This window comes from Mycobacterium sp., assembly GCF_050701675.1.
In the GTDB taxonomy this organism is placed as follows: domain Bacteria; phylum Actinomycetota; class Actinomycetes; order Mycobacteriales; family Mycobacteriaceae; genus Mycobacterium.
The window spans coordinates 1-16,582 of sequence record NZ_JBOGDD010000840.1 but is presented as its reverse complement, the minus strand read 5'-3'; the positions used below and the strand labels follow the sequence as shown (position 1 = coordinate 16,582).

16 protein-coding genes and 1 pseudogene are annotated in these 16,582 nt (G+C 67.5%); 8 read left to right on the top strand and 9 right to left on the bottom strand.

The genetic code is table 11. The annotated features are described in order from the left end of the window. The 6 genes from ACRDUX_RS25800 to ACRDUX_RS25775 form a co-directional block, all read left to right on the top strand. The coding region (locus ACRDUX_RS25800; protein WP_526417857.1) for an FGGY-family carbohydrate kinase at window positions 1-869 on the top strand (869 nt) is incomplete at its 5' end. Then, the gene (locus ACRDUX_RS25795) at window positions 866-2,248 is read left to right on the top strand and encodes an NAD(P)/FAD-dependent oxidoreductase (RefSeq protein WP_526417855.1); all 1,383 of its coding nucleotides are present in this window, start codon (window positions 866-868) and stop codon (window positions 2,246-2,248) included. The genes ACRDUX_RS25800 and ACRDUX_RS25795, both read left to right, overlap by 4 nt. After that, a complete protein-coding gene (locus ACRDUX_RS25790; protein ID WP_526417853.1) occupies window positions 2,245-3,504 on the top strand; it encodes an NAD(P)/FAD-dependent oxidoreductase in 1,260 nt (419 codons plus the stop codon). The genes ACRDUX_RS25795 and ACRDUX_RS25790 overlap by 4 nt, the downstream gene beginning before the upstream one ends. Window positions 3,505-3,518: 14 nt before the next feature. After that, complete coding sequence (locus ACRDUX_RS25785) at window positions 3,519-3,812, top strand: putative quinol monooxygenase (protein ID WP_526417851.1); 294 nt, start codon at window positions 3,519-3,521, stop codon at window positions 3,810-3,812. Between the two features lie 254 nt (window positions 3,813-4,066). Beyond that, the gene (locus tag ACRDUX_RS25780; protein WP_526417849.1) at window positions 4,067-4,741 is read left to right on the top strand and encodes a Crp/Fnr family transcriptional regulator; all 675 of its coding nucleotides are present in this window, start codon (window positions 4,067-4,069) and stop codon (window positions 4,739-4,741) included. A gap of 14 nt (window positions 4,742-4,755) precedes the next feature. Then, window positions 4,756-5,649: an alpha/beta fold hydrolase gene (locus ACRDUX_RS25775; RefSeq protein ID WP_526417847.1), complete on the top strand. Its 894-nt coding sequence runs from the start codon at window positions 4,756-4,758 to the stop codon at window positions 5,647-5,649. 68 nt (window positions 5,650-5,717) lie between these two features. On the opposite strand, the gene ACRDUX_RS25770 is transcribed toward ACRDUX_RS25775, so the two are convergent. The 8 genes and pseudogenes from ACRDUX_RS25770 to ACRDUX_RS25735 form a co-directional block, all read right to left on the bottom strand. Continuing rightward, window positions 5,718-6,479, bottom strand: coding sequence for an SDR family NAD(P)-dependent oxidoreductase (locus ACRDUX_RS25770; RefSeq protein ID WP_526417845.1), 762 nt, complete (start codon window positions 6,477-6,479; stop codon window positions 5,718-5,720). Next, window positions 6,476-7,789 carry a glycosyltransferase 87 family protein gene (locus ACRDUX_RS25765; protein WP_526417843.1) on the bottom strand — a complete coding sequence of 438 codons (1,314 nt, stop codon included), beginning with the start codon at window positions 7,787-7,789 and terminating at the stop codon, window positions 6,476-6,478. The genes ACRDUX_RS25770 and ACRDUX_RS25765 overlap by 4 nt, the downstream gene beginning before the upstream one ends. A gap of 113 nt (window positions 7,790-7,902) precedes the next feature. Then, the gene (locus tag ACRDUX_RS25760; protein WP_526417841.1) at window positions 7,903-8,262 is read right to left on the bottom strand and encodes a hypothetical protein; all 360 of its coding nucleotides are present in this window, start codon (window positions 8,260-8,262) and stop codon (window positions 7,903-7,905) included. Window positions 8,263-8,342: 80 nt separating this feature from the next. Further along, complete coding sequence (locus tag ACRDUX_RS25755) at window positions 8,343-9,176, bottom strand: alpha/beta fold hydrolase (RefSeq protein WP_526417839.1); 834 nt, start codon at window positions 9,174-9,176, stop codon at window positions 8,343-8,345. Further along, complete coding sequence (locus ACRDUX_RS25750; RefSeq protein ID WP_526417837.1) at window positions 9,169-9,771, bottom strand: TetR/AcrR family transcriptional regulator; 603 nt, start codon at window positions 9,769-9,771, stop codon at window positions 9,169-9,171. Before ACRDUX_RS25750 ends, ACRDUX_RS25755 begins: the two co-directional genes overlap by 8 nt. 1 nt (window position 9,772) lies before the next feature. After that, window positions 9,773-11,565 (bottom strand): annotated as a pseudogene (locus tag ACRDUX_RS25745) (N-acyl-D-amino-acid deacylase family protein). A 120-nt stretch (window positions 11,566-11,685) separates the two neighbouring features. Next, window positions 11,686-12,882, bottom strand: a complete 1,197-nt coding sequence (locus ACRDUX_RS25740) for a fatty acid desaturase family protein (RefSeq protein WP_526417835.1) — start codon at window positions 12,880-12,882, stop codon at window positions 11,686-11,688. 16 nt (window positions 12,883-12,898) lie between these two features. Beyond that, window positions 12,899-13,990, bottom strand: a complete 1,092-nt coding sequence (locus ACRDUX_RS25735) for a ferredoxin reductase (protein WP_526417834.1) — start codon at window positions 13,988-13,990, stop codon at window positions 12,899-12,901. Window positions 13,991-14,075: 85 nt separating this feature from the next. Here ACRDUX_RS25735 and ACRDUX_RS25730 point away from each other — a divergent pair, with 85 nt between their 5' ends. Beyond that, on the top strand, window positions 14,076-15,293 hold the full coding sequence (locus ACRDUX_RS25730) for a PucR family transcriptional regulator (RefSeq protein WP_526417832.1): 1,218 nt from the start codon (window positions 14,076-14,078) through the stop codon (window positions 15,291-15,293). Then, window positions 15,290-15,889 carry a DUF998 domain-containing protein gene (locus ACRDUX_RS25725; protein ID WP_526417859.1) on the top strand — a complete coding sequence of 200 codons (600 nt, stop codon included), beginning with the start codon at window positions 15,290-15,292 and terminating at the stop codon, window positions 15,887-15,889. The genes ACRDUX_RS25730 and ACRDUX_RS25725 overlap by 4 nt, the downstream gene beginning before the upstream one ends. Here the strand turns inward: ACRDUX_RS25725 and ACRDUX_RS25720 are convergent. Further along, window positions 15,834-16,448: a TetR/AcrR family transcriptional regulator gene (locus ACRDUX_RS25720; RefSeq protein ID WP_526417830.1), complete on the bottom strand. Its 615-nt coding sequence runs from the start codon at window positions 16,446-16,448 to the stop codon at window positions 15,834-15,836. The two genes, ACRDUX_RS25725 and ACRDUX_RS25720, sit on opposite strands and share 56 nt — an antisense overlap. Window positions 16,449-16,582: the final 134 nt, after the last annotated feature.

Below are 16,582 nucleotides of genomic sequence, written 5' to 3'. Positions count from 1 at the left end.
GGCTAGGCGACGAAGAGCTGCCCGACCTGGCTTCCTGTGACCAGATCATAGGTGAGACAACCGCTTTCGGAACCAGCGCGATACCGGTCGCCGGACTGATCGTCGACCAGCAGGCCGCGTTGCTCGCCGAGAGTTGTCTCGAGCCCGGTGCGGCGAAGTGCACCTTCGGGACCGGCGCCTTCCTGCTCGCTCAGCTCGGAGACAACGCCACGCGCTCCGGAGCCGGTCTGACCACCTCGGTGGCCTGGCGCCTGCGGGACCGCACCTCGTACTGCGCGGACGGTCAGGTCTACACCGCGGCGTCAGCCGTGCGCTGGGCCATCGATCTTGGGCTGGTACCCGCCGCCGACCAGTTGGACGCGGTGGCGGCGACCGATTCCGCAGGCGTGCTGTGCGTGCCTGCGCTCGCCGGGCTGGCCGCGCCCTGGTGGGACGCGCAGGCAACCGCGTCGTTCACCGGCATGACCCTCAGCAGCGGACGCGGGCACCTGGTCCGTGCGCTGCTGGAGGGGATCGCAGCGCAGGTCGCGTGCCTGGCCGATCTGGTCGCCAGTGACCTGGGCCAGCCCTTGACACGGCTTCGGGTCGACGGCGGGCTGACCCGCTCGGCGGTCCTGATGCAAGCGCAGGCCGACCTCGCCCGCATCCCCGTCGAGGTATACCCGTCCGCCCATGCCACCCCGCTCGGCGCGGCGGCCTGCGCCCGCCTCGCGCTCGAGGAGACACTCAGCCCGGCCGAGGTCGTCGGCACGTGGACACCACAACACACCTACGAGCCCGTCTGGTCGGACGACCGCGCGGCTGAGCACCTGGCCAGGTGGCGAAGGGCCGCCGACGCGGTCCTCTCCCGCGAGGGAGTCCAATCGTGAACGCCCCGAACGAGATCCGCGACGTCGTCGTGATCGGAGCCGGGATCGTCGGAAGTGCCATCGCCCGCGCCCTCGCGGGGACCGGCCTGACCGTGACCCTGGTCGAGGGTCGCGACGACGTCGGCGACGGCACCAGCAAGGCCAACACGGCCCTGCTGCACACCGGTTTCGACGCCACCCCAGGCACGCTGGAGTCCCGACTGGTCGCCCGCGGCTACCACCTACTCGGTGAATATGCCGAACAGGTGGGCATTCCCGTCGAGCGCACCGGCGCGCTGCTGGTGGCGTGGACCGACGAAGAGCGCGACGCTCTGCCCAAGCTCAAGGACAAGGCCGAGCGCAACGGGTACGACGCGTGCGAAATCGTCGGCGCGGGCGAGGTCTACCGTCGTGTCCCCGAACTCGGACCCGGCGCGCTGGCCGGTCTGACCGTGCCCGGTGAGGCGATCATCTGCACCTGGACGACGAACCTGGCGCTCGCCACCGACGCCGTACGACGCGGCGTCGACCTGCGGCGCGGCGCAGAGGTCACCGACGTCACCGCCCATCCGGACCACACCACCGTCGTCACGACGCGGGGTGACGTCAACGCGCGCTGGGTGATCAACGCCGCGGGCCTTGGCGCCGACCACCTCGACGCCAAGTTCGGCTACCAGCGCTTCACCGTCACGCCGCGGCGCGGCGAGCTGCTGGTGTTCGACAAGCTGGCCCGGCCGATGGTGCCGTGCATCGTGCTGGCCGTGCCCTCGTCCCGCGGCAAGGGGGTGTTGGTCAGCCCGACCATCTACGGCAACGTGATGGTGGGCCCGACGTCGGAGAACCTGACCGACCGCACCGCCACCGGCACCTCGGAGCAGGGCTTCGACTTCCTGCTTGGCAAGGGCCGGGCGCTGATGCCGACGCTGTTCGACGAGGAGGTCACCGCGACGTATGCGGGCCTGCGCGCCGCGACCGACCACGACGACTACCTCATCGACGTCGACGAGAATCAGCGCTACGTCCTGGTCGGTGGCATCCGGTCCACGGGCCTCACGTCGGGAATGGCGGTGGCGGAACACATTCTGGAGTTACTGGCCGACACCGACCTCGACCTGACTCCACGCACCGACCTGCCACTGCCGCCGCGGATGCCCTACATCGGTGAAGCGGGCACCAGACCGTACGAGGACGCGGCGCGCATCGCCGACGACCCGGACTACGGCCGCATCGTGTGCTTCTGCGAACGCGTCACCGCCGGCGAGATCCGCGACGCGTTCGACTCGCCCATCCCGCCGCGTGACCTCGACGGGCTGCGCCGGCGCACCCGCGTCATGAACGGCCGTTGCCAGGGCTTCTACTGCGGTGCTCACACCCAGGCGCTACTCGAGGCGGCTCAATGACCGGTCAGCCCAACGCCATTCGAAGAGTGGCCGTAGCCGTCATCGGCGGCGGACCGTCCGGGCTCACCGCCGCCGCGTCATTGGCCCAGCTGGTCGACGGCGAGGTGGTGGTCCTCGAACGCGAAGCCCAGACCGGAGGCATTCCCAGGCACAGCGATCACCTCGGCTACGGCATCCGCGATCTCAGGCGCTTCATCTCCGGCCCCGCATACGCCCGTCGTCTGACCGACACCGCCCGCGACGCCGGTGCGCTGCTGGAGACCGAGGCCATGGTGACCGGATGGTCCGGCGAACGTGCCATGGAGATCACGTCACCGCGGGGACGCCGCGTCCTGGAGGCCGATGCCGTCGTGCTGGCCACCGGCGCCCGCGAGCGTCCGCGAGCGGCCAGGCTCATTCCCGGTGACCGCCCCGACGGGGTGTACACCACCGGCCAGTTGCAGAACCTGGTCCACGTGCACCACGGCGTCGTCGGCAAGCGGGCAGTGGTCATCGGGGCAGAGCTGGTCAGTTGGTCGGCGGTGCTGACGTTGCGCGAATCCGGTTGTGCGACAGTCGCCATGACGAGTCTCCATCCGCACTCCGAGGCGTATGCCGCGTTCCGCATCCCGGGACGAGCCCTTCTTCGCGGACCGGTGCTCACCCGCAGCCGGGTGGTCGGCATCGAGGGCAAGCAGCGGGTGCGGTCGGTTGTCGTCGAGAACGTCGACACCGGGGCCCGTCAGACCATCGAATGCGACACCGTCATCACGACCGGGGACTGGATCCCCGACCACGAGCTGGCCAGAACCGCAGGCCTGGCAATGGATTCCGGCACCCGCGGGCCCCTCGTCGACGCGAGCCTGCGCACCAGCGCACCGGGGGTGTTCGCAATCGGCAATCTCCTGCACCCGGTGGACACCGCCGACGCTGCCGCCCTCGACGGCCGCCACGTCGCCCCGAAGGTGTCCGAATGGCTGAAGGAGGGACGGTCCGGGCCGCGGGGAATCCGGGTGAGGGCCACTCAGCCGTTTCGGTGGGTGACCCCGCAGCTCGTCTCGGCCGACGGCGGTGTCGCACCGCGCGGCGATCTGCTGTTCTGGGTCGACGAATACCATCGAGCCCCGAAACTGCGCGCCGTCCAGGACGGCCGCACCATCGGTACGGGCCGCACGCCATGGCCGGCTGCGCCTGGCCGCGTCTATCGGGCACCATGGTCACTGGTGTCCGATGCCGACCCGTTGGGCGGCGACGTCACCATCGAACTCGCCGTCTAGTCAGGAGACCGTCAATGTCCGTCACCGTCCTGCTCGAACTGAAGTTCAAGCCCGAGTCGGTCGCCGAGGCCCGCGAAGTGTTCCGTCGTGAGCTCGTCAAGACCCGTGCCTTCGACGGAAGCCTCACCACCGACGTGCTCGTCGACTCGGACGACGAAACGCACTGGGTGATCTACGAGATCTGGGAGTCCGTCGAGGCCGACGAGGCGTACCGCGCCTTCCGCGCAGGCGAAGGCGCGATCACCGATCTGCCGCCATTGCTGGCCGCACCCCCGGTCAAGACCAGGTACACGACGACCGACGTCTGATCACCGACGGGTGCTGGTGGCGAATGGCCAGTTATGACACGTAATTCGATGATCTGCGTGTCACTACTGGCCACTCGCGCGGCTCGCCCCGCTCGTCGAACGAAGAGAGGGCACATGAGGACGCGTTTTCGGCGAAGTGCCCGACGCTTTACAAAACGCAAAGGCCCCGTCACGCTCACAGATATGTTTCCGCAAACTGCCGCAGCCCACCACCGTTCGAGGCGATCGTGAGGCCGGCGGTCGAACCAGGCGACGTGGAAGACATCCTGGCGCGGTCCGGAATCGTCCAGGGCGTCGAACCCGCCGCGGTAACCGCTCTGATCAGCCAATTGCAGCCCGTGGACTTCCCAAGGGGACACACGATCTTCGCCGAGGGTGAGCCCGGCGATCGGCTGTACATCATCGTGTCGGGCAAGGTGAAGATCGTCCGCAGCGCCCCCGACGGGCGTGAGAATCTGCTCACCATATTGGGACCGTCGGACATGTTCGGGGAGCTGGCGATCTTCGATCCGGGCCCGCGAACCTCGAGCGTCACGACGATCACCCAGGTACACGCGGTGTCGATGGATCGGGATGCGCTGCGTGCCTGGATAGCAGGTCGGCCCGAGATCGCCGAGCAGCTGCTGCGGGTGCTGGCGCGGCGTTTGCGCCGGACCAACAACAACCTCGGCGACCTGATCTTCACCGACGTGCCGGGTCGCGTCGCCAAGCAACTGTTGCAACTGGTGCAGCGCTTCGGCGCCCAGGAAGGCAATGCCCTGCGGGTCAAGCACGACCTCACTCAGGAGGAGATCGCCCAGCTGATCGGTGCGTCCCGCGAGACGGTCAACAAAGCGCTCGCCGACTTCGGTCAGCGCGGCTGGATCCGGGTCGAGGGCAAGAGCGTGCTGATCCTCGACCCGGAACGGCTCGCGAAGCGCGCCCGCTGAGGGAGAGATCAACGATGAACGAAGTCAAATTCCTCGACCTGCACGGAGACCGGGTTGCTTACCGTGACGAGGGCAGCGGTGAGGTGCTCCTGCTCATTCACGGCATGGCGGGTAGCTCGGATGCCTGGCGTGAGCTGATTCCGCGTCTCGCCAAGGACTACCGGGTGGTGGCGCCGGATCTGCTCGGCCACGGCCAATCCACGAAACCCCGCGGAGACTATTCGCTCGGGGCGTTCGCCGTCTGGTTGCGCGACTTTCTCGACGAGCTGGGCATCACCAGGGCGACGATCGTCGGCCATTCGCTCGGCGGCGGGGTGGCGATGCAGTTCATCTACCAGCATCCCGACTACTGCGAGCGCGTGATCCTGATCAGCAGCGGTGGGCTCGGACCCGACGTGGGCTGGATCCTTCGTCTGCTGTCCGCCCCTGGAGCTGAATTCATTCTGCCGATCATTGCGCCATCTCCAGTGCTGAAGGTGGGCAACAAGATCGGCTCGTGGTTCACCTCGGCGGGGATGCGCGCACCGCGGGCCAGCGAGATCTGGCGGGCCTACTCGTCCTTCTCGGACGCCCCGACGCGCGACGCGTTCCTGCGGACCCTGCGCTCCGTCGTGGACTACCGCGGCCAGGCCGTCAGCGCCCTGAACCGGCTGCACGTCCGCTCGGAGCTGCCGACGTTGGCGATCTGGGGTGAAGACGACGAGATCATTCCCGTCGAGCACGGCCACGCCGCCCAGGCCGCCCGCCCGGGCAGCCGCCTGGAGGTGCTGCCAGGAGTCGGGCACTTCGCGCACGTCGAGGCGCCCAACGAGGTCGCCGAGATCATCGACGACTTCATGAAGACCACCGACCGTGGCGTCGACACCACTGCGTCCCTGGAGCCCGTCGCGAAGGACGAAACTCAGTAACGACGGTCGCCCGACGCCCGCTCGTCACTCATCGTCGGGACACCACTATTGCATCAGGGACCAGTCCGCTAGGTGATCGTGACGCCGCCGTCCACGGCGATGGTCTGGCCGGTGACGTAACCGGCGGCGGGGGAGGCCAACCAGACCAGCGACGCGGCGAGTTCGGCCGGGTCACCCATTCTGGGCAGGACGAACCGGGAGCTCAACGACTCGAGATAGTCGGGCTTGTACTGATCGGTCATCTCGGACTTGAAGAAGCCCGGCGCGATCGCGTTCACGCGGATGCCCTTGCGAGAACCCCACTGCTGCGCCAGGTCTCGAGTCAGCCCCACGATGGCAGCCTTGCTGGCGCTGTATGCGGCCTGGGGGAGTCCGGCCGTGGTGAGCCCGAGGATGCTCGAGACGTTGACGATCGAACTGCCCGGTTTCATCACCCGCGCGCACGCTTGGGCCGCCCAGTAGGAGCCGTGCAGGTTGATGTCGACGACCGAGCGGAACTCCTCGGGCGTCTCGCGGGTGGCAGGCACGGCCGTTCCAACCCCGGCGTTGTTGACCAGGACGTCGACGTGGCCGAATTCGGCCGCCGCCGCGTCGACCATCGACTGACACTGGTCGGGGTCGGTCACGTCGGTCCGTACGACGAGCGCCCGCCGTCCGGCCGCCCTCACCAAGTCGGCGGTGTCGCCGAGCTTCTCGACCCGCCGGGCTGCGAGCACGACGTCGGCGCCGGCTTGCGCGCATGCCTGCGCGAACGCCACCCCCAGTCCCGACGAAGCACCGGTGACGATGACGACCTTGTCGTCGAGACGGAACATGTCCAGCACGCTCATGTCCCGAGCCTAATGTGGCCGCCGGGCGGCGCGGCCGCCCGGCCCCGCGCCAGCACGATGGTGGCGCACCCCACGATCACGAAGAGCGCGGGATGCGTCGCAACGACGAGAAGTCTGTCCCATTTCGTCATTTCGTCGATGGCGGCGCCCATCGCCGCGGCGTGAGTCGGATGGTCGGCACCGAGGCTCTGCGCTTCGCGGTACACCCAGGCGGTGAACCACATGAACACCACGAGGTAGACCGCGGTGGTACCCGCAGCCCACACCCAGCGAACATGGCCGGAGGTGCGGGCGACCCGATCGAGCAGCACCGCTAGGAGGGTCACGACCCAGACCCAGTGATGACCCCACGCAAGTGGCGGCACCGTGCAGGAGAGCAGGCCGACGATGGTGATGGCCAGAAGCCGATGTCCGACCCGTTCAGCCCGGTGCGCCGCGCAGAAGCCAAGCACGCCGACGAGGGCGACGCCGACGAGCCACCACCCGGTGGGCATCGAAGCGGGGGCTGACAGGGTGGCCAGCACCCCGCCGACCGAGTAGTTGCCGACGTGCGCCAGCGGACCGATGCGGTCGGTCTGGAAGACGGCGTACAACCAGTAGTCGGCCGAATCCGCGGGCAGGATCAGCCAGCTCAGCGCTACCGTGAGCGCGGCGGTCCCAACGGCGGTGGCCGCGGCGCGCCATTGCCGGGTCAGCAGCAGATACGGCACGAACACGATGGCGGTCAGCTTCACCCCGGCCGCGACACCGACGGACCAGCCCCGCCATCGGGAATCGTTGGGGCGCGTCAGATCCCACACCACGAGCGCCATCAGCACCAGGTTGACCTGGCCCTGCCACAGGGTTCCCCGCACCGCCTGGACGTCGAGCGCCACGAAGGCCAGCGCCACGCCTAGGAGGGCCAGCCGTCGGTCGGGCCGCCAGCCGAGCGTGGTGGCGCAGCGCCAGATCGTCGCAACCAGCGCGGCGAAGGACACCAGCATCCACAGTCCCTTGGCCACGGCGAAGTTCAGGATCGCCAGCGGGACGAAGGTGAGCGCGGCGAAGGGCGGGTAGGTGAACCAGCCGCCCGGCGGCACCTTCGCGGCGTAGAGCGGTTGGCCGTGCAGCACCTGGAGCCCACCGTGCCGATAGACGTCCAGATCCCCGCCATTGGTGAGCAATCCCATGTGCGGCTCCGCGTCGAAGGGCACCAGGGCGTGCTGAGCGAGCAGCGCTGCCACCGCCGCCAGGTATCCGGCGCCGACGACCGGCCACGACACCGTCCGGCGGGAATCGGGCACGAACGTCGGCTCAACCTCATTCGTCACACCGACACCGCCGCCCGCCCGCCACATGCCCCGGAAACGCGATATCACCGGTGATATCAAGTTCTTACAGCACCCATGCCATGGATCGGCGATGCAGGCCGATTCCGGGTCCCCTACAGCGGAATGACGGTCTCGCTGTTGAGCGTCTTCCACAGCCGCCGGCAAGCCGCGCCGAAGCGCCGCCACATTGGGCTGTGCGACATCGCGTCGATCAATTCCTGGTCGACGATCAGGTAGCCGCCGTCGAGTCGGCGCCACCAGCCGGCGAGAGACAGTTCGACCGCCGCCATCGTGGTGACCCGGCCGGGGGCGAGCCCGTCCAGTCCGCCGTCGGCGATGAAGTTCGAGCGCGTCGTATGGGCGAGGTGGTCGACGACGCGGACGTGAATCTCCAGCGACGCGGGCGACAGGACCGGACGCGACCTGTCGGCGCGCAGGGCCTCGACCTCGAAGAACACCGACCTGTCGTCCATGGCCACACTCTATCCGTTACATCGACGTAACAGAGAATTTACAACCGCCAATTTCCTGCGGATATGCGGTGCAGGGCTCGCTAGCTTCCGTTGATCCGATCGACGATCAGGCGGTGGAGCAGATCCGGCTGCTCTTCGGGGATCCAGTGCGAGCCATCGACGGCCTCGAACCGGTAGGGGCCCGTCACGTAGCGCTCGGTCAAGTCCGCAGCCCGGCGGCCGAGCGCGACGTCGTTGGTGCTCCACACGTATGTGGTTGGCACCGAGACCTTTCCGCTGCTCGCCTTGTCTTGGAATGCAATCGCGCGATACCAGCCAAGGCCTCCGGTCAGCGCGCCGCCGTCGATGACGTCGGTCTGCACGTCCTGGATGCCTTCGACCGTCATGCCGGACGCGGACAGGAAGCGGTGGAAGACCTTGGGGTATCGGCGGGCGACGGCCTCGGGCACCCTCGGAATCTGGAACAGCAGCATGTAATACGAGCGGAGTGCTTGAGTACTGCTGAGCATGGAACGTTGGAACGCCGCGGGATGTCCCACCGAGACGGCGGTCAGCGACTTCAGCAGCGCCGGCTTGCTCGCGGCCGTCGCCCACGCTACGGCGGACCCCCAGTCGTGCCCAACCAGGTGCACCGGCGAACCGACCTCGTCGACCAGTGCCGCGACGTCGCCGGTCAAGGCGCTCAATCGATAGGGTCGACGTCCCCGCGGCCGCGCGGCAGGCGCGTAGCCCCGCTGGTCGAACCTCAGCGTCCGATACCCCGACTCGTTCAGTCGGGCGCACACCGCATCCCACGACTTCGACGTCTGCGGGAAGCCGTGCAGCAGAACGACGACTTCGCCGTCGAGCGGGCCCTCGTCTGTCACCGGGAACGTGAAGCCGTCGTTGGTGAACTCGAGGATGCGGTCAGGCATCGTGACTCCGATCGGTTGGGCTGAGCAGTGCCATGAGCAGTGGGATGCGCCCCGCCTCGATCTCGGGCTGCGCAAGCACGGGGCGCACGATGGCGGCACCATCGAACGCGTTGGTCAGCAGGGCCACGACGGCGGCGAGTGTCCCCTCGGGATACTGGTCGGCTGTCGGAAGTGCGCGCGCGCTGTCCAAGATCCGAGTGCTGTACTCCCGCAGTACGTCCTGCAAAGTGGCCCTGAGCCTTTCATCGGTGCGGGCCGCAATCAGGAGCTCGTACATCACGACGTTGGTGTCGTTGCCGGTGACGTCCCTCATGGTGTTGAGCACGCCCTCGAGAGCGGGCTGGTTGGGTGGAATCTCGGCGACCTGTTTTCCGAAGGCGTCCAGCTGGCGGCGCATCACCTCGTATGCCGTCGCCGCCATGAAGTCGCCCATGGTCTCGAAGTGCCTGAACAGCGCGCCTCCGGACAGCCCCGCGCGTCGCGTGATCACCGCGGCCGAGGCCCTGGCATATCCGACGTCGATGATCGTGGCGATGCTCGCATCGAGCAGTCGGGCAACGGTTTCCTCGCGACGCTCCTGCTGGGTTCTTGCCACCTCAGCGCCCGGCGGCTGCGTGGGCCGTCGGCCGGGTGGCAGCCGCCCGCAGGAACCTGCCGGATTTGGCGGTCTGCCCGTAGCCGTCCCGGAATTGGCCACTGCGGTAGACCACTTGGCCGTTCACGGCGGTCGCGACCACGGCGCCGTCGTTGCGGTTGACCATGCGGCTCAGTCCGCCGTAGAACGGAACCCGCTCCTCGTGGTAGCCATCGACGGCGTCGTCGAGGCCTGCTGGGTCGATCACGACGAAGTCGGCGCTGTCCCCCTTGCGGAGAGTTCCGGCGTCGAGGCCGAACCAGTCGGCCACCTCGGCTGTCAGCCGGTGTACCGCGTGCTCGATGGTGATGAACGGGTGCCCGGCCCGCTCGGCGACGAGCGCGCGCTTGAGTAGTCGCAACGCGTAGTTGTAGAACGCCATGTTGCGCAGATGGGCGCCGGCGTCGGAGAACCCCATGTGGACGGTCGATTCCGTCGCGAGCTTGTCGAGCTGGCGCCGACGGTGGTTGGCGACGGTCGTCGTCCAGCGGACGTTGCGTTCACCGTTCTCGACGAGGACGTCGAGGAAGGCATCCAGTGGGTGCAGGGCGCGGTCGTCGGCGATGCGCCCAAAGCTCTTGCCTATCAAGGTCTTATCGGGGCACTCCACGATGACGGCGTCATGGAGGTCGCGGTGCCACAGTGTCGGTCCGAGTTTCCTGCGGTCGAACTCGCGCCGGAATTCGCGGCGGTACTCGACGTCGGCCAGAAGCTCGTTGCGCTCTAGTTGGTCGCGCAGGTGCAGCGCGGCGGTGCCCGCGCCGAACTCCTCGAAGACCGGCAGATCGATGCCGTCGGAGTACAACTCGAACGGGACGGGAAGGTGCTGGAACCGGACACTGGCGCCCAGCGCTGCGTTGAGCAGCCGGGTGCCCCTGCCGAAGACGCCGACGGCACCCGGTGCCGCCTTGGAATCCGCGGACACCAACAGGCTCATCCTGACCCCGTGTCGGCGGCCGAGCATCCGGCTGCTCGACAGGAAGAACAGCAGTGCAGTCCACGGTCGGGCCACATCGGGTGCGCTTTGCAGTATCCGGCGGCGTTTGCGAAGTACGGCAATGAGTTTGCGGCGCTCGCGCCAGGTGGCAAAGGTCGACGGCAGGCCGCGCGAACGGTAGCGGTCACCGTCGAGCTTGTCGATCGCCGAGTCCATGCCCGACATGCCGAGAAGGCCTGCGTCGAGCGCTTCGCCGAGCCTTGCGGCCATCGAGTCAAGCTCCGCGGGTGTGTTGGCCTGGTGGTCTCGTCGGTCGCGCGGCCGAGGCCGAGCACCGAGGTGCGCAGGTCCGAATGGCCAAGCAGCGAACTGATGTTGGGCCCGAGGGGAAGGGCGTCGAGGGCCGCGACGTACTCGGCGGCGGTCGTCCAGGTCTTCTTGTCGTTCAGCGCGCCGAGCACGAACTCACGCGGCACGGCCTCCACGCGGCTGAACAGGTCGGCGGCGTCCTCGTTGTCGGCGTAGATCGCGGACAGCGAGCAATTGCCGAGCAGCACCGTCGTGACGCCGTGCCGGACCGACTCCCGCAGGCCGGGATCGAGAAGGACCTCCGCGTCGTAGTGGGTATGCACGTCGATGAAGCCGGGCACGATCCACTTGCCGTCCGCGTCGATGACGTCGGGGCAACCGGTCTCGTCGAGTGGCTCGGCGGACACCGCCGCCACCGTGCCGTCGCGCACCCCGAGCGTCCTGACCAGCGGCGCGGCGCCGGTCCCGTCGAACCACAGGCCGTTTCGCACGATCACGTCGTAGGGCATGCTCCGAAGCTAGCATAAGATTGCGAGTGCTCGCTATCTTTTTCCGTTTCCCCATGCGACTTGTGTGCATCTACCGGCGGTCACCACCGCTAGATGCACACAAATCGCGAAGGGGGGAGGCTAGGCGGCGGCTTCGTCGTCGACGTCGGATGACGCCGGCTTGCCGAAGACCGCGTGCGTGACGGCGGTGGGGGCGACCGCGGAGGTGGCCTTGCGCGCGAGGTCGGAGAGCTTGAAGTCGTTCGGCAGCGACAGCTTGAAGACCTTCTTCCACGCCGACGCCACCTGCCTGGGCAGCGAACCCGTGGTGTAGGTCAGACCGTAGCGCTCGAACAGCTCCTGCACCTTGGGGGCGATCTCCTGGTAGCGGTTGCTCGGCAGATCGGGGAACAGGTGGTGCTCGATCTGGAACGACAGATTGCCAGACATGAAGTGCAGCAGCTGGCTTCCCGAGATGTTGGCCGAGCCGAGCATCTGGCGCAGGTACCACTCGCCGCGGGTCTCACCGTCGATCGAGGTCTTCTCGAAGGTCTGCACGCCCTCGGGGAAGTGGCCGCACATGATGACCGAGTGCGTCCACAGGTTGCGCACCAGGTTCGCCGTCAGGTTGGCGGTCAGGGTGCTCACGGCCGACGGGCCCGACAGCAGCGGATGCAGCACGTAGTCGCGCGTCGCGTGCTTGCGGACCTTGGCGAGCACCTTCTTGGCCTGGGCGCGGAACTCGTCCTTGTCGGTACGGCCCTTGAGGTACTTGCCGATTTCGAGGTCGTATGCCGCGATGCCGTACTGGAACATGCAGGCGTTGATGAAGTTCCACAGCGGCTGGGCGAGGTAGAAGGGCATCCACTTCTGATTCTCGTCAACCCGCATGATGCCGTAGCCCAGGTCGTGATCCTTGCCGCGGACGTTGGTGTAAGTGTGGTGAACCTCGTTGTGGGAGTGCTTCCACATGTCCGAGGGTGAGGCGTTGTCCCACTCCCAGGTGGTCGAGTGGATCTTGGAGTCGCGCATCCAGTCCCACTGACCGTGCATCACGTTGTGGCCGATCTCCATGTTCTCGACGATCTTCGAGATCGACAGTCCGATGGTGCCTGCGATCCAGGCCGGCGGGAACAGTGAGAAGAGCAGTACGCCACGGCTGGTGAGTTCCAGCTTGCGCTGCCCGTCGATGACCTTGCGGATGTAGGCCGCGTCGCGCTCGCCGCGGCTGGCGATGATCTGCTCGCGGATGGCATCGAGCTCGCGACCGAGGTTCTCGACGTCCTCGGCAGTGAGGTGGGCGGTCGTGGCATTGGTGTCGATTTGAGCAGTGGTCATTCGAATCTCCTTGAAATCAAAGGTCGATATCGCAAGAACCCGCGGCGGCGGAGACGCAGGTCTGGATCTGGACGTTGTCGCCGGCGGCTGCCGTGGTGACGTCGCCGGTGCGCAGATCGCGCACGGCGCCTTGTCGCAGCGGCACCACGCAGCCGAAGCAGATGCCCATCCGGCATCCCGATGGCATCAGGACGCCTGCGGCTTCACCGGCGTCGAGCAGGGTTTCGGCGCCACCGGCAGCGACGACGGTGCTGGACTTCGAGAACGTGACTTGGCCGCCGTCGCCTGCGGTGATGATGGTCGGGCGGAAGCGCTCGGTGTGCAGTCGATCGGCGATGTCATCGTCCGCCCAGCGGGTCTCGAGGGCATCGAGCATGCCAGCGGGACCACAGGCCCAGGTCTGCCTCTCGGCGAAGTCGTCGACCAACTCGTCGAGCTTGGCGACGTCGAGCATTCCGTCGGTGTCGGTGTGCTTCTCCATCAACCGGATCCGGCCCTGACGGGCCATCATGCGGAGCTCCTCGCCGAAGATCACGTCGTCGGCGGTGGGCGCCGAGTGCACCACGATGACGTCGCAGTGCTGGTCGGCCATGTTGCGCAGCATTCCCATGACGGGAGTGACACCGCTGCCCGCGGTGAGGAAGAGGATCTTCGACGGGGCCTGCTCGCCGAGGGTGAATTCGCCTGCGGCCTGGTCGAGTTGGACGATTGTGCCCACGGTGGTCCGGCGGACCAGGTGGTTGCTGACCTTGCCGTCCGGGATGGCCTTCACGGTGATCGCGATGCAGCCGTCAGGCCTGGAGGCCTCCGAGGTCAAGGAGTACGCCCGCCACTGGCGCACACCGTCGACGTCGATCCCGATCCGCACGTACTGGCCGGGAGTGTGGCCGCGCCAGCCGCGTCCGGGTTTGATCACCACGCTGACGGCATCGCGGGTCTCGGGATGGATCGCGATGATGCGGCCACGGAGGTCGGCGCTGGAGCGCAAGGGGTCGATGACGTCGAGGTAGTCGGCAGGGACCAAGGGAGTGGTGACCCGTTCGGCGAACTTCATGACGCGCTCCCTTAGCGCGCCGACTGCTGTCGGGCGGGGTGCTGTCGTCGTCATGAGTCCACTCTGGCTGAGGTCGAGGTATAAACTCTTGACTGACCAGCGTGAATATCTCGCTATAAATTGTTCGCAAGGAATAGTTTTGTCCGAACCTGCGCTCCGCTTCACCGGTCTGGAGCTCTCCGACGAGGTCGTCGCCGAGTTACAGGCCATCTTGCCGCGGATGGCCGAACGCACCGTGACCGCCGTGACGGTCGAGGTGCCGAGTTATGCCCGCGCATTCAGCGGCCGCATGGGCCAGAACATCGAGAACGCGGTTCAGATGGCGCTCGGCGCGTTCCTGCGCCTTGCGGTACGCGCGCATGACTCGGATCCCGCTGAAACCCTGTCACCCGCCCTCGACGGGGCCTACGAGTTGGGTCGCGGCGAGGCACGCCAGGGTCGCTCGATGGACGCGCTGCTGTCGGCGTACCGCGTCGGAGCCCGGGTGGCGTGGCGCGAACTGTCCGCCACCGCCGTCGCTGCCGGACTCACCGCCGAGACCGTGGCACGATTCGCCGAGCTGGTGTTCGCGTTCATCGACGAACTGTCGGCGTCCAGCGTCGCCGGGCATGCCGACGAACTCGCGACCACGGGACGGGTGCGGCAGCGCTACCTCGAGCGACTGGCCAGGCAGCTGCTCGCCGGTGAGCCTGCCGACACCCTGCGGGCCAGCGCCGAGAAGGCCGACTGGCAGCCGCCGGGCACGCTGACTGCGGTGCTGGTCGCCGAGGCCCAAACTCGTGGTCTGACAGCACGATTCGGGCAGTCGACGTTACAGCTCAGCGAGGATCTGCCGGGAGTCGAATCCGTGGAGTCGTTGGCGGTGTTGTTGGTCCCCGATCTGGACGGCCGCCACCGAGCTCAACTGCGGTCGGCGCTACAGGGCAGGCGGGCGTTGGTGGGACCAGCGCGGCCGTGGTTGCTCGTCGAATCGTCGTATCGGCGGGCGCTGCGGGCCCGCGACCTGAGCGGCGCCGACGCCGAGGACGTCATTGACACGGACGATCACCTCGTCGAGCTGGTCCTGACCGCCGATCGCGAGGCGGCCGACGATCTGCGCCGCCATGCCTTGGCGCCGTTGGCGGAGTTGCGGGCGACCACCGCGGAGCGGCTGGCCGAGACCCTGAGATCGTGGCTGCTTCACCAGGGTCGACGCGACGCCGTCGCCGCCGACCTCTTCGTGCACGCGCAGACGGTGCGTTACCGCATGACTCAGCTGCGTGAGCTGTACGGTGACCGGCTCGACGATCCGAGGATGGTTCTGGAACTCACGGTGGCACTGGGTGTTTCGCCTCGACGGCCTGAGGTGTCGAGCTGAGCACCAGGAGCGCGGCCGCGTGCTGGCTGGCCGCGGGGATCGCCTATCTGACTCTGGAGGCCATCACCGCCGCTGCCCTCCCGGGCTACCGGTATGGCCACGACTACATCAGCGATCTCGGGCGGCCCGACTCGCCGCTGAGCCCACTGATGAACTCCGCGTTCGTCGTGCAGGGATCGCTGTTCCTGGCAGGTGCAGTGCTGTTGGCGCGGGCCGCGCACATCAAGGGCAGGGGGCGCTTCTTCGTGAGCTGCGCCGCAGCCAACGCGGTCGGCAACATCGTGGTCGCGATCGTGCCGAGTGGAGCGGCGGGCATCCCGTGGTTGCACGTCTCGGCGGCAGTCCTGGCCATCGTCGGCGGCAACGTCGCGATCCTGGCCGGATCAGCGCTGGCCGGCGCGTCGCATCACTACCGGGCCGCCTCGATCGGGCTGGCCACGCTCGGCCTGCTGAGCTTCGTCCTGTTGGCGATCGCGTCGACGACGTCGGTGACGACCGTCCTGCCGGGTGCGGTGTTGGAGCGGACCAGTGTTTACACGATCATCGCGTGGCAGGTTCTCTCGTCATTTCGGCTGCTGGTCCGGCCAATTGAATGAGTGCGATGGCGTTCCGCACGCCCTGCTCGAGGACCGCGTCGGACAGCTGTCGGTCGCTCAACGCCCTGGCCAGTTGCATGGACCCCACCATCGAGGCGAAGACGCTGAGCGCCTTCACCCGTCCCGACTGCGGGTCGTCCGGCGCAATGCGAGTGGCGATATCGTCGATGACGACCATCAGGCCGTCGGTGAATGCCGATTTCGTGCTCTCGGAGCAGCGTCCGATCTCGTCGAGGAGCGCAGCGGACGGGCATCCTTCGGCGGGGTTGTCCCGATGCTCGCTGGACAGGTACTCGCGGATGAACTGCTCGAGTCCCGCGCGGTCGCCGGGATATGTGCCGAAAGATACTGCCTGCCTGCGCAGTTGGTCGGTGATCGCAGTGGCGACCAACTGGTCCTTCGATTCGAAGTGGGCATAGAAGGCGCCGTTGGTCAGGCCCGCGTCACCCATCAGGGTGGCCACGCCTGAGCCGTCGATGCCGGTGCGCTTGAATCGGCGGCCCGCTGTTTCGACGATCCGCTGACGCGTCGCCAGCTTGTGCTCCTTGCCGTACCTCACCACGCCCTCCTTCGCGCCTTCGAAGCGCGGCTTGCGCGCATCGCCATCATGGTATTACGTTCATACGATAAAGTACGATCGTAATTCAAACCTCCAGGAGATCGCAGTGGCAGCAACTCGGCCGGTGGCACTCG

Bases quoted from the DNA above. Each gene is read 5' to 3' on its own strand.
- ACRDUX_RS25755 (WP_526417839.1), bottom strand. From the start codon at position 9,176: ATGCCTGACCGCATCCTCGAGTTCACCAACGACGGCTTCACGTTCCCG.
- ACRDUX_RS25790 (WP_526417853.1), top strand. From the start codon at position 2,245: ATGACCGGTCAGCCCAACGCCATTCGAAGAGTGGCCGTAGCCGTCATC.
- ACRDUX_RS25760 (WP_526417841.1), bottom strand. From the start codon at position 8,262: ATGGACGACAGGTCGGTGTTCTTCGAGGTCGAGGCCCTGCGCGCCGAC.
- ACRDUX_RS25735 (WP_526417834.1), bottom strand. From the start codon at position 13,990: ATGACGACGACAGCACCCCGCCCGACAGCAGTCGGCGCGCTAAGGGAG.
- ACRDUX_RS25770 (WP_526417845.1), bottom strand. From the start codon at position 6,479: ATGAGCGTGCTGGACATGTTCCGTCTCGACGACAAGGTCGTCATCGTC.
- ACRDUX_RS25775 (WP_526417847.1), top strand. From the start codon at position 4,756: ATGAACGAAGTCAAATTCCTCGACCTGCACGGAGACCGGGTTGCTTAC.
- ACRDUX_RS25740 (WP_526417835.1), bottom strand. From the start codon at position 12,882: ATGACCACTGCTCAAATCGACACCAATGCCACGACCGCCCACCTCACT.
- ACRDUX_RS25785 (WP_526417851.1), top strand. From the start codon at position 3,519: ATGTCCGTCACCGTCCTGCTCGAACTGAAGTTCAAGCCCGAGTCGGTC.